Annotated in this window: 13 protein-coding genes; 5 read left to right on the top strand and 8 right to left on the bottom strand. The window is 39.6% G+C overall.

The genetic code is table 11. From position 1 onward, the window contains the following. Window positions 1–40 precede the first annotated feature (40 nt). Both G532_RS0111770 and G532_RS0111765 read right to left on the bottom strand, forming a co-directional pair. Window positions 41–544, bottom strand: coding sequence for a cupin domain-containing protein (locus G532_RS0111770; RefSeq protein WP_027964967.1), 504 nt, complete (start codon window positions 542–544; stop codon window positions 41–43). A 15-nt stretch (window positions 545–559) separates the two neighbouring features. Then, the gene (locus G532_RS0111765) at window positions 560–1,612 is read right to left on the bottom strand and encodes an SDR family oxidoreductase (RefSeq protein WP_027964966.1); all 1,053 of its coding nucleotides are present in this window, start codon (window positions 1,610–1,612) and stop codon (window positions 560–562) included. Window positions 1,613–1,783: 171 nt separating this feature from the next. Here G532_RS0111765 and G532_RS0111760 point away from each other — a divergent pair, with 171 nt between their 5' ends. Then, complete coding sequence (locus G532_RS0111760; RefSeq protein ID WP_027964965.1) at window positions 1,784–2,260, top strand: glutathione peroxidase; 477 nt, start codon at window positions 1,784–1,786, stop codon at window positions 2,258–2,260. 177 nt (window positions 2,261–2,437) lie between these two features. Then, the gene (locus G532_RS0111755) at window positions 2,438–3,700 is read left to right on the top strand and encodes an L-lactate MFS transporter (protein WP_027964964.1); all 1,263 of its coding nucleotides are present in this window, start codon (window positions 2,438–2,440) and stop codon (window positions 3,698–3,700) included. A 68-nt stretch (window positions 3,701–3,768) separates the two neighbouring features. On the opposite strand, the gene G532_RS0111750 is transcribed toward G532_RS0111755, so the two are convergent. Then, complete coding sequence (locus tag G532_RS0111750) at window positions 3,769–4,074, bottom strand: YtxH domain-containing protein (RefSeq protein ID WP_027964963.1); 306 nt, start codon at window positions 4,072–4,074, stop codon at window positions 3,769–3,771. Window positions 4,075–4,089: 15 nt separating this feature from the next. Then, entirely contained in the window at window positions 4,090–4,503 is a 414-nt protein-coding gene (locus G532_RS0111745) for a hypothetical protein (protein ID WP_027964962.1), read from the bottom strand. 151 nt (window positions 4,504–4,654) lie between these two features. On the opposite strand from G532_RS0111745, the gene G532_RS0111740 reads away from it, so the two are divergent. Then, window positions 4,655–6,118, top strand: a complete 1,464-nt coding sequence (locus G532_RS0111740) for a phospholipase D family protein (protein WP_051189165.1) — start codon at window positions 4,655–4,657, stop codon at window positions 6,116–6,118. Window positions 6,119–6,351: 233 nt separating this feature from the next. Here G532_RS0111740 and G532_RS15265 read toward each other — a convergent pair whose 3' ends face one another. Together G532_RS15265 and G532_RS0111730 are read right to left on the bottom strand one after the other, a co-directional pair. Then, window positions 6,352–8,031 carry a BCCT family transporter gene (locus G532_RS15265; RefSeq protein WP_035512987.1) on the bottom strand — a complete coding sequence of 560 codons (1,680 nt, stop codon included), beginning with the start codon at window positions 8,029–8,031 and terminating at the stop codon, window positions 6,352–6,354. A 356-nt stretch (window positions 8,032–8,387) separates the two neighbouring features. Beyond that, the gene (locus tag G532_RS0111730; RefSeq protein WP_027964960.1) at window positions 8,388–9,053 is read right to left on the bottom strand and encodes a YdeI/OmpD-associated family protein; all 666 of its coding nucleotides are present in this window, start codon (window positions 9,051–9,053) and stop codon (window positions 8,388–8,390) included. Between the two features lie 181 nt (window positions 9,054–9,234). Between G532_RS0111730 and G532_RS0111725 the strand changes: the two genes are divergently transcribed. Both G532_RS0111725 and G532_RS0111720 read left to right on the top strand, forming a co-directional pair. Beyond that, window positions 9,235–9,417, top strand: coding sequence for an H-type small acid-soluble spore protein (locus tag G532_RS0111725; protein ID WP_027964959.1), 183 nt, complete (start codon window positions 9,235–9,237; stop codon window positions 9,415–9,417). Window positions 9,418–9,470: 53 nt separating this feature from the next. After that, entirely contained in the window at window positions 9,471–10,340 is an 870-nt protein-coding gene (locus tag G532_RS0111720) for an SDR family oxidoreductase (protein ID WP_051189164.1), read from the top strand. A 229-nt stretch (window positions 10,341–10,569) separates the two neighbouring features. Here G532_RS0111720 and tnpC read toward each other — a convergent pair whose 3' ends face one another. Both tnpC and tnpB read right to left on the bottom strand, forming a co-directional pair. After that, complete coding sequence (gene tnpC / locus G532_RS0111715) at window positions 10,570–12,135, bottom strand: IS66 family transposase (protein ID WP_027964296.1); 1,566 nt, start codon at window positions 12,133–12,135, stop codon at window positions 10,570–10,572. 38 nt (window positions 12,136–12,173) lie between these two features. Next, a partial coding sequence (gene tnpB / locus G532_RS0111710) for an IS66 family insertion sequence element accessory protein TnpB (RefSeq protein WP_027964295.1) occupies window positions 12,174–12,475 on the bottom strand: 302 nt, incomplete at its 5' end.

Genomic DNA, 12,475 nt, shown 5'->3' with positions numbered 1-12,475 from the left:
TACACATACCTAAATTGGTAAAACAATGAATGATCTTCTTTTAAACGGTTAGATATTTAATGATTTTCTCATGTTGGGGATATGTTTCTAACAAATCCTTTTCGGAGAATAACTCGAAGTCATTAAAATCAAATCCAGGCGCAACCATACACCCTACAAGTGAAAACGTCTCAGGATCATCAACAGTAGAACCGAAAATAGTACCTTTAGGGACTAAAACTTGGGGGTGTTCGCCGTTCACAACATCCATGCCTACTTTTTTGGTTTCATAACTTCCATCTAAACCGATCATATGCACCGTCAAGGAGCTTCCACCATGATAATACCAAAGCTCATCCGATTTTAAACGGTGAAAATGCGAACGATCCTCTGAACGTAGAAGAAAATAAATACTAGTAAACAAGGCGCGTTCTTGATCCTCAGTTTGAGAAGATTCATTTTTTATTTTTTGCTCTGAAACATGGGTTACATTATAAAATCCACCTTCTGGATGAGGCTCTAACTGTAGTTTATCGATTAAAACTTCTGGAACCAATGTTTGCATGTAAGATGCCCCTTCCTATGATGATTTTTGAAACCCTTCAATAATATGCTGCAGCACGTTTGGAGTCATTTGCAGGTCTTCTGCTTCTATACGTGATAACAACTCTTCTGTATTATCACGTTTAAATACAATCGAACGATTCAAATAACTTTTAAACACTTCTAAAGGCTGATTCATCTTCCATTCTTCTTCCGTCAGCTCACTTGCATGTTCATAAGAAACAAGCTTCACTTGGTGAAAATCTAATCCGTTTCGAATGGCATCGAATATTTCCCCATTCGTTGGAGGGTTCGGATTTGTTGCATGATAAATCCGCCCAGGCACTGCATCCTTTAGACTGTAATACAATAGGTCAATCACAAAATCAACCGGCACTAAATTCGATGTAGTCTCCGCTTCAATTAGAAGGGAATATGTTTTATTTTCTGGCTCTGATTTACGTGCGGCAATCTTCTTTAATAACGCTACCGTTCGTAAAATTCCATATAATCCGAAAGTCGTGTCTGCCTCTCCCGTTACGGAGTCTCCAATAATAATCGCGGGTCTAACAATAATCGGCTCTATCTCTGCTTGTTTAGACATCACTAAGTGTTCAGCCTGACATTTACTTTCCTCATAAGCATTAATAAACGTCGCATCTGTTGGGTGAAGTTCTTCCGATCCGACTGTTTCATTTCCTAACGTATAGGCCGTACTAACATGGACAAAGCGCTTGGCATCAATCGTCTTACTTAACTCCAATACCCGCTCCGTCCCCGTTAAATTAATCGAAAACACACGCTCACGTTCTGACTCATCAAATGAAAGGTAAGCCGCTGTATGATAAACAACATCCATATTCCCTTGTAATTCCATAATTTTATCCGAAGTAATTCCTAAATTCTCTACCAACAAATCCCCTGGCACCACATGGATTCGGGTCGCTTCTTCACTAGAAACTTCCGAAAATAGTCCTGCTAATTTTCGTTCATTTCGAACCATTACATATACATGATGACCATGCTTCACAAACCGTTTTGTTAAGTTTGTACCTAAAAATCCAGTAGCACCTGTCAGAAAAATATTCATTGTTGTTCAAACCCTTCACTGATTGTATCTTTTCCACTACTCCTAGTGTATATTTCCTTGCTCTAAATATCTAGTCTCATATGTCGAATCAAGCAAATTCTTTTTTAACTTTCAGATATTTTGCTAGAATAATATCAAATACATGCAACAATTCAAAGAGGAGTGTTTCTAGTGAGTATTTACGACATTGAAGTAGAGAACCCAAGTGGAGAAAGATATCTTTTAGATGAATATAAAGGGAAAGTATTAGTTATTGTGAATACAGCAACGAAATGTGGTTTGCGAGGACAGTTTGATGATCTAGAAAAACTTTACCAAAAGCATAAGGAGCAAGATGTCGTTGTTCTAGGATTTCCAAGTAATCAATTTGCTAACCAAGAACCTGGGTCCTCTGAAGAAGCTGCTGAAACATGTCGATTAGATTTTGGTGTAACCTTTCCGATGCACGCAAAAATAAAAGTGAATGGGAAAGATGCACATCCACTATTCCAACATTTAAAAGACGCCCAGAAAGGATTTTTAAGTAAAGAAATCAAATGGAACTTCACAAAATTTGTCGTCGACCAGAATGGAGAAGTAGTAGAAAGATTCGGTCCTAAAGATTCAGTCGATGAGGTAGAGAAGAAAGTAAGTGAATTAGTATCTTAAAACCATCCAAATCTCAAAATCTGAACGGCTCATGTTAAGCCGTTCAGATTTTTTTGACTTAAAAACACCTACTATTTACTCAAAATAAACAATTTTGAAAATTTTCTATTTATTTCTCCTTGCAAAATTAGTAGAATGTTACCTACATCACAAAATTGTCACGCAGGAGGAACTAACATGCAGACGAACAAAAATAGATGGCTTATTGCTTTATCAGCAATTGCTATACACTTATCAATAGGTGCAGCATATGCTTACAGTGTCTACACAAATCCTGTTCACGAAACTACTGGATGGTCTACAGGAGAAATTACCTTTGCGTTTACGATCATGATGGCACTAGCTGGTTTCTCAGCCGCTTTCTTCGGTCCCTTCGTAGAGCGTCAAGGTCCACGCAAATCAGCAATTGTAGCTGCAATTTTGTTCGGTTTAGGACAAGCAGGTTCAGGTTTAGCAGTAGCTGTTGACTCTCATTTATTATTTTTACTTACATACGGATTAATGAGTGGACTAGGATTAGGCTTCGGATATATCGCACCTGTCTCCACACTCATCAAATGGTTCCCGGATCGACGTGGTCTGGCCACTGGAATGGCAGTGCTTGGATTCGGTACTGGTGCACTCATCACAGCACCTGTTGCAGATCTACTTATGAATAATGTTGGCGTAACTAACACTTTTTACACATTAGGAGTCGCTTACTTCATCTTTATTGTACTCGGAGCCCTATACATCGCACCACCCCCTGAAGGTTGGATGCCAGCTAAAATGAAAAAAGATATTGCTTCCGGGAAAAAAGTGGTCAAAGCCGATTTAGGTCAATTCTCTGCAAAAGAAGCTGTAAAATCAAGACGTTTTTGGATGTTATGGACCATGATGCTTATTAATACTACAGCGGGAATCATGATGATCTCTGTTGCGTCACCTATGGCGCAGGAAGTAGTAGGATTATCCGCCGCTGCTGCTGCAACAATGGTTGGTATCATGGGGATTTTCAATGGTGGTGGAAGGCTTGGTTGGGCTGCCTTATCAGATTATGTAGGAAGACCAGCTATTTTCATCACTTTCTTCGTTCTACAATTAATTGCATTTATCACTTTTCCAAACATTGCAAACGTACTTCTGTTTCAAATCTTAATTTTTGCAGTCGTCAGCTGTTATGGAGGGGGATTTTCCAATTTACCGGCATTCATCGGTGATTTATTCGGAACAAAGCAACTCGGGCAAATTCACGGGTATTTATTAACTACTTGGTCGCTTGGAGGAATCTTTGGACCATTAATCGTTACTCAAATATACGATGCAACCAATAGTTATATCCCAGTATTCTATGTGTTCACTGGGTTAATTTCAGTGGCGCTGGTGCTCGCATTGTTATTACAACTCGATATAAAGCGTCAAGAAAGGCAATCCGTGAAGGAAGATCATCAAGCTGCTTAGTTAGAACATCCTATTTCCCCAGAAGGTAATTACCTTCTGGGGTTACGTATGTATTAATTATTTTCTAATTACTTGATTACAATTGGTTTACAATGAGACTCTTCATCATTATTTCTGAAGGAATCAAAGGCTTTTCCAGTACTAGTTCTCACTCTTGTAGCAGTACTTTTAAGTGAATCTTTCGTGGAAGCAGTGAAGTTAGATCCTTTTTCTGCTAATCCATCTGTATCAATACTTTTAACTTTCTCTACAATTTTATCTCGGTTTTCTCGAGAAATAAGATACCCAATGGAAGCTCCTAGTACAGAACCTGCAACAGCTCTTGTTACTGTTTTTGCTGTTTGATTATGGTTATTATTTTCTTCTTCACTCATTAACCTTCACCTCTTTTAACTTTTCTGATCGACTAACTGTTCTAGCATGTTTTCTATTTTATCTAGGCGTTGATTTATATTTTTGTTTTCTTCTTCTAGCGATTCGTATCGCTCGTCTTGTTCTTCATTAGAGTCTCTTGAAAGTTTTCCTTCAACCTTCTCTTTTACTTGATCTGGCATCTCAAAAGGAAGTTTATCTCCTGCTTTTTGAAAATAATCTGTCATTGAACGCTTCATCGAGTTCATTGCTTGATCTGTCAATATATTTGTCACTTCTCGGCCTGCTAAATGCATCGCTTTAGAAGTTGCTACAGTTTTTAATATTTTCTTCCCTTTATCATTGCTGGATAATACAGCAACTCCTGCTCCGATAAAGCTACCAATAACCACAAAATTTAATGGAGATTGGTTATTACTATTTGTACTCACTTGACATAACCTCCTTTTACCTAAACATCACCTTGAAAATACCTTTTCCCGCTTCCTACCACAAATAATCTTATTTCTTCAAATTGATATTGTTTTGTAATATTTACTGGTATGCTATAGAAATAAGAAAAGTAGATTGTAGGGATGATTGTTGAAACATAAATGGTACCGTAAAAAACGCTGGTGGATTTTAATCGTAGTGATCACTATTTTCCTAGTCACCCTTTTTTACCATCAGTTCAAGCCGCTACCTGAAGGAATTTCCTATGCAGGTGACACACATGAATTAACAGAAGGACAAATTGATTTTTTGTATGACTTAACTTACCAATCGGGTGGGGAAGAACAATACGAACATGAAATTTGGGACACCGTATTTGAAACAATCGAGGAAGCAGAAGAGTTTCTCGTCATAGATATGTTCATGATTAATGAATCGGCAGATGAAGATAGAGATTATCCAAAACTAAGCTCTACTTTTTCACAAAAGATTAAAGAACAAGTGGAAGCTAATCCGGATTTGAAAGTTGTCTTAATTACAGATGAAATTAACACAACCTATGGATCGCATGAGGCAAAGCATATTGATTACTTAGAAGAATTAGGTGTGGAAGTTGTTTATACAGATTTAACAGAGTTGCGGGACCCTAATCTTCTTTATTCCACGATTTGGAGAATGGGTATCCAGTGGTTCGGCCAGTCTGGAGAAGGCTGGTTACCGAATGCCTTTGGACCCTCTTCACCTGATGTGACTGCTCGTTCATATTTAAAATTAGCGAACGTGAAAGCCAATCATCGAAAAGCGATCATAACAGAAAATCACGGACTCATACTTTCCGCCAATCCACATGATGCAAGTGGATTTCACTCAAACATTGGTGTTCAAGTAGAAGGTTCGATTATTAAGGACTTGGTGGAGTCTGAAAAAGCGGTAGCTGCATTTTCCGGTGGAGATTTAAATGCTTTTCCTACAGATGAAGAGCTCGAGAAATGGATCGATACAGAAACAGAAGAAGACCCTACCATGCAAGCACAAATCGTAACTGAAAAACAAATTCAATATGCGATTCTACAAGCTTTGGCAGAGGCTGAATCCGGTGATGAAGTATGGATGGGAATGTTTTATTTATCCGACCGCGATGTCATTGAAGCATTAGAACGGGCAGCATCACGAGAAGTAACCATTAATCTCGTTTTAGATCCGAATCAAAACGCGTTCGGCCAAGAAAAAGTCGGACTACCTAATTTGCCTGTTGCTGGCGAACTCATGCAACGTAGTGATGATCATTTGAATATCCGTTGGTACAACACAAACGAGGAACAATACCACTCTAAAATGATTTATATAAATCGCGGAGAAGTCAGTAACGTCATTGCGGGTTCTTCTAACTTTACAACTCGTAACCTAGATAACTATAATCTAGAAAATGATATCAGTGTAACAGCTCCGAGCGATAGTGAATTCACTCAAGAGATTGATTCGTATTTCAACCGCTTGTGGCACAACGAAGATGCGGAATTCACTGTAGATTACGCAGAACACCAGGATAACTTTTCCACCTTACGATATGCAGGGTATCTCTTGCAAAAATGGTTCCGATTTACGACTTACTAATTGTAGAAACCGGGATCAGTGAAGACTAGGGGCTATTTGCCGGCATTTAGAATTGTTTGCCGGCAAAGCCTGACTTATGCCGGCAAATGATTTTTTACACCCGATTGGACCGCCTGTATGCCGGCAAACAACTTTTTGTACCTGATTAGGAGGTCTATCCGCCCGATTCCATTCTATTTTCCACATAGAAAAACCCGCTAGTTACTAAAGCTAGCGGGTTTTCTATATCTAATTTATTTTCGATCTTCTGGATCTTTATCTTCTTCATATTTCGGATTACCTTCATCGTCGCGGATGACATCTTCATCAATTTTACGCTCTTTACCTAAATCTTCGAGTGCTGCGTATATACGTGCACGTTCTTTAGGTAGTGAACCATCTTTCAGTTCTTTGTTTAGCGCATAGAATAGACAATATACCATCAAGATCATGATGATCATGAACGGGAACCCTCCGACGACGGCTGCAGTCTGTAAGGCGGCGAGTCCACCTGCAAGAAGTAATACAGCTGCGAAAGCACCTTCAATGATACCCCAAGTAATACGTAATTGATAAGGAGGGTTTTCATTACCCTTCGATGTTAACATACCGATTACATACGTACCGGAGTCAGAAGATGTAATAAAGAATACGGTCAAGGAAACCATCGCAATAACAATCAACAAGCTTCCTAATGGGAAGTCATTTAATAGCGCGAAGAAACCTTGCGCCTCGTCTTCTAACACCGCATCTAGAATACTTGTATCCGTAAAGTGTTCATTATAAAGTGCTGCACCTCCGAATACACTGAACCATACAATACTAGCTCCTGTAGGTACTAACATAACACCAACAGCAAAGCTTCTAATTGTACGTCCTCTAGATACACGAGCAATAAATGAACCTACAAATGGAGCCCATGAAATCCACCATGCCCAGTAGAAGATTGTCCAAGCATCATACCAGCCATCTGTATTTTCACCAGCAGCATCGATTCCAAAGGACATTTGGAATATGTTTTGTAAATAAGCTCCTGTAGAATGAGTCATTGCATCTAAAATAAATAATGTCGGTCCAAGGATTAATACAAATAGCATAAGTAAACCAGCAACACCTAAGTTACCTTGACTTAACCATTTAATCCCTTTATCAATTCCAGTGGTTGTAGAAAGAATTGCTAACCCTGTTACGACTACAATAATGATTAACCACAAGAACTCGTTATTAGGAATACCTAATAATTGCTCAAATCCACCACCAATTTGCATAACACCTAAACCAAGTGATGTAGAAATACCAAACAATGTAGAAATAACACCAATGATATTCACTGTATTACCCCAACCGCCGTTTAAATTTTCACGGCCGATCAATGGTTCTAACGATGAACTTAATAACATCGGTAGATCTTTACGATAGGAGAAATACGCAAGTGATGCAGCTACAACTGCATAGATTGCCCACGGGTGAAGTCCCCAGTGGAAAAATGAATATTGAAGTGCTTTATGAACTGCTTCTGGAGTACCACCCTCACCGGAAGCCGGCCAGTCATAGTGGTTGATTGGTTCTGATACACCCCAGAACAATAGTCCAATACCCATACCAGCACTAAATAACATCGCAAACCATGCACCTAATGAATACGCTGGTTTTTCGTCATCTTCCCCTAATCTTATTTCACCAAGAGGACTGACAATTAAGTAAATCGTGGCGATCAAGAATAAACTTCCGCCCAGTATGAACGACCAACCTAAGTAAGTAACTACCCAATCAAAAGTTGCGTCCATATATGTTCCAAAATCAGGGACAAATACGCCACACAAAACAAATACGATTGCAATAGACAACGCAATGATTAATGTTGGCGTTTTTAACGACGCTCGAAAGGACGTTAACCCTTTTTGACGCTTTTCTCTTTTTGCACCTCTAGCCAAAATGTTTCCTCCTCTATTAGATTTTTTGTTCTTGCTATAGCACCGATTCCTGACAAAATTGACAAAAACCCCTGCTCCAACAAGAACATACTGCGTAGATGAAGATGTAGTATATTATTTACCCTATCTAGAATAATATAATCGTATTTACCCGGATATAATAAATCTAAATACCTAGCACCCACAGACTTCAACCTAACATAATGGTCGAAACTTGACAAACTTTAAGGGATTTAGTCGATTGGAATGTACTTAATCTATATATTTTGTACCGAATACAAAAAAATATTTACAACTTTGTTATCTCCTCTTACTAATTTTTTCACCAAACAAACCGCATTTCTGTATGAAACGTGTTATTTTTGGCGGTCTCTTCGATATAAATCCATAGATTTGTACCCTTCCTGGAGCACTTCTTCCATCTTTTGTAAACGATTCTTCTGGGTTTCCGAGCGTTTTGCACTATATACAAAACGTGCCCATTCTTTTTGGTAACCAGGCGGTAATGAGTTATATATGGCTAAACTCTCTTCGTTAGATGCAAAAGATCGCTTTATTTCCGGTACATATTTTTCATAGTCAGCTATCTTTTGACTCGGCTTTGAAGTAGTCGGGGTCTTTTTCGTTTGTCGCTTCATCCCAACCACCGTATACGTTTCATCTAAACTAACCATTCGCGAAAACTTCAAGTCACTTTTATGTATATATCGATTAGAATCATAATGTTTTTCATTATAAATATCTTCTCTAGATATATAAGTATCAAATGTAGGGTTTTTCTTTTTAGGATAAGCGATGTATAAATAACCTTGTTCACGTAACAGAGCTTGATCCACGACTTGACGAACATTTTCTTGAAATTCCTCAACATCCATAATAAAAGCAAAAATTAAATCATACTGCCTTTCAGACACTTGCTCATCATACGCGATACCTTGAAAATAATCCACCCCTTGGGGAAGCTGTAAAATTAAACGTTTAGGATATTTTTGCATATTTAATTTATCCACAATAGAAGTCATTCGACTCCTCCTTTAAAAAGATTTATTTGTGTTTCATTGTTCGAGAACAGTGGGATCTTGTCCTTCTTTATACGTTACAATTACATTTCAATACCGCTGACTACGTTTAATAATGATTCAATTCGGTTATCAATATAGCACAAGGTAAAACTTGGATTAGAAAGTAACGGAGGGATTTATCATGGATTTAATGAGAGCAAAACACATTTCAGAAGACCCAGATATTAAAAATGTACTATACAATGGTGAATACGTGTATATTAACGAAGTAAATGATGAAACACAAAAGGCACTTGTCCACTACATCAAACATTCAGAAGAAACGTTTGAAGTAGATGTAACAGAGCTAACAGAAGAAACGTAAAAAAAGAGCCTCTGTTTAGAGGTTCTTTTTTTACATTAAAGGGAGGAATGAAGATGACAGACCCAAAAGACATGCAAAAAGGAAGTAACCCAAGACAAAAGCAGAATCGACAACCCGGAATCGAATCAGAAATGAACCCACTTCCTCATCAACCAAAGGATTATAAAGGAACAGATAAATTAAAAGGAAAATCAGCACTAATTACTGGAGGAGACAGCGGAATAGGACGAGCTGTTGCAATGGTTTATGCAAAGGAAGGTGCAAATGTCGCCATCTCTTATTGGGATGAACATAGTGATGCCGAAGAAACAAAGCAATTAGTTGAGGCAGAAGGCGTACAATGTATTCTGCTTCCTGGTGATATTAAAGATGCAAAACACTGTGAATCACTCGTTGCTAAAACGGTAGAAGCTTTTGGCGGCTTAAATATCCTCGTCAATAATGCAGCGATTCAATATATTCGCGAAGATATTACTGAAATTACAAATGAAGAATTTGAGGAAACTTTCCAAACAAACTTCTTCTCCCAATTTTATTTAACGAAAGCTGCCGTCCCACATATGAAGTCTGGTGATTCGATTATTAACACGTCATCAATCAACGCATATCAAGGAAACGGCATCTTAATTGATTATTCCGCAACCAAAGGAGCAGTTACCGCATTTACTCGCAGCATTGCCCAAAGCCTAGCAGATAAAGGCATTCGCGCAAACTCTGTAGCACCTGGACCAGTGTGGACTCCCCTGATCCCGTCGTCCTTTGATGAAGATGGAGTCGAGAACTTCGGCCAAGACGGCTTAATCGGACGACCAGGACAACCATCCGAACACGCATGGCCATATGTCATGCTAGCTTCCGAAGAGTCATCCTATATGACCGGCCAAGCAATCCACATCAATGGTGGAAAATGGACGTCTTCTTAAATTAGAGATTGCATGAACCGTAACAGCTTACGAGTTGTTGCGGTTTTATTTTAAAGATTGATATATGGTAGTGATTGTTGATATATTTTCTTAACCGCTGATATCATGTAACGACAGCTGATATATTTTCCTCACCGCTGATATCCCACATCGACCGCTGATTATGTGTAAGCGTCAAATAAACCACACCCTGACTCGGGTGCGGCATGTAAGGTAAGCTATACGTAGTTTATAATTTTATATGTGATGGAAGGGATTCCGACCAAGGTAAGTGAGGTTCTAGCGATTCTATCGTGACCTCATGAAGGTTCGGTAATGTTTCAAATAAATACTTTAAATAGTCAAAAGGTTTAAGCTGGTTCTCCTTTGCGGTTTCCATTACACTATAAATCACGGCGCTCGCCCGAGCCCCTTTGGATGTCTGGGAGAATAACCAATTTTTTCGGCCGATGACGAAAGGTTTAATGCTGCGTTCGGCTCGATTGTTATCAATGTCTAGTCGACCATCCTGAAATGGACGACGTAATTTTTCTTCTTGGGAGATCGCGTATCTAAGTGCCTTCCCTAATAAGCTTTTAGGCGAAGCCGTCTTCACGCTACTCTTTGCCCATGCGTAAAAAGCATCGACAACTGGAACACTATGTTCTTGCCGATGGTTAAGCATCTCCTCAGGAGATGCTTCTTTATATGATTGTTCAAGCTTATATAATTGATTGATATAGGCCAGCCCTTGTTCGGAGAGCGTCGGTGTATCGGTTTTCCCATAGCTTCCTGCTTTGGTGGCCTCATCGAACTTCCGGCGAGCATGGGCCCAACAGCCGGAAAGCTGGACATGAGGAAGTCCATCATAACCTTTGTACCCGTCTACATGTAAGGTACCTTCATACCCGTCCAAGAACCATTTCGGGTTTTTCGAAGCGCGGGTGGTTCGGTAATCAAACAGAATACATGGGGCCTCATATCGGCCCGAACGATATAGCCACATATAGGATTGATTGGAGGCCGCCCGGTCCTTCTCTTGTAAAACCTGGACGGTGGTTTCATCCACGTGCATGGTGGGCTGGGTCAGTAAGAAAGCCTTCATGCTTTCATAAAAAGGTTCGAGCCACTGCTCAGACGCCTTAACCATCCAGTTCGCCATCGTCTGGCGAGATAGGGTAAGGTCTAAACGAGCTAACTGCTTTTCCTGACGGTATAGGGGTAACCCTTCTACGTATTTTTGAGTCATGATATGCGCAATCGCCGATGGCGAAGCCATACTTTTGAATAACACAGGTTCAGGCATAGGAGCTTTGACAATAGGTGTGTGCGTATGATGGCTTTCACACTGACGACATGCATAGACAGCTTGCCGGTATTCTTTTATGTAAGCAGATGCTGGAACGATTTCAATTTCCCGACGTGTTTCCGTAGTCATTTCATGAACCGGCCCATCACAACATTCACAGAACTGGTCTGTTTCTGGTAACTCATAAGTTACGACTTCAACCGGAAGTTGATCGACCGCGTCCGAGCTGGTACGTTGACGCTTTTTTCGCGTGTACGTAATCTCTTCTTCGGTTGGTTCCTCAACTTCCGGTGCTTCAGTCACTTCCGCCTCATTAAAAAGTGGTAGCTCCATTTGGTTATCCGCCGTCTTTTCGCTTGAAGGGGCAAAACGTTGTTTTTGCAGCAAGCGAAACTGTTCTTCATACCATTTGATGGTAGCTTTCTGCTGAGCGTTTTCTTCTTCAAGTCGCTTAACGTGTGCGGATACATCTTCTGTTTGTTGGTGTGATTTCGGATTCGTTTTCATACCTTTATTATACTATAAATCCGTTAATAAATGGGCGTTTAAACGACTTTTTTTGCTTCGATTTTGGGGTGGACTTTTCCTTCTTCAAGCGTTAGCCCTTCCAACAACCAGCGAAGCTGACGGATATCAATTTTCATTGTTTCCCCATCTTGTCCTTCCGGCCATTGAAAGCGCCCATTCTCCAGGCGACGATAGTAAAGCCAGAAACCGTTATGTTCCCAGTGAAGAATTTTCACTTTGTCTCGCCTATGGTTACAAAACAAAAATAAATCTGACGATAGGGGATCGAGCTGCAGATACTCTTGAACCAAAGCAGATAAACCATCAATCGATAATCGCA

The organism is Halalkalibacillus halophilus DSM 18494, assembly GCF_000423105.1.
GTDB classification, from domain to species: domain Bacteria; phylum Bacillota; class Bacilli; order Bacillales; family Alkalibacillaceae; genus Halalkalibacillus; species Halalkalibacillus halophilus.
Note: the sequence above shows the minus strand (reverse complement) of the source record. Positions and strands in the feature narration are given on the sequence as shown.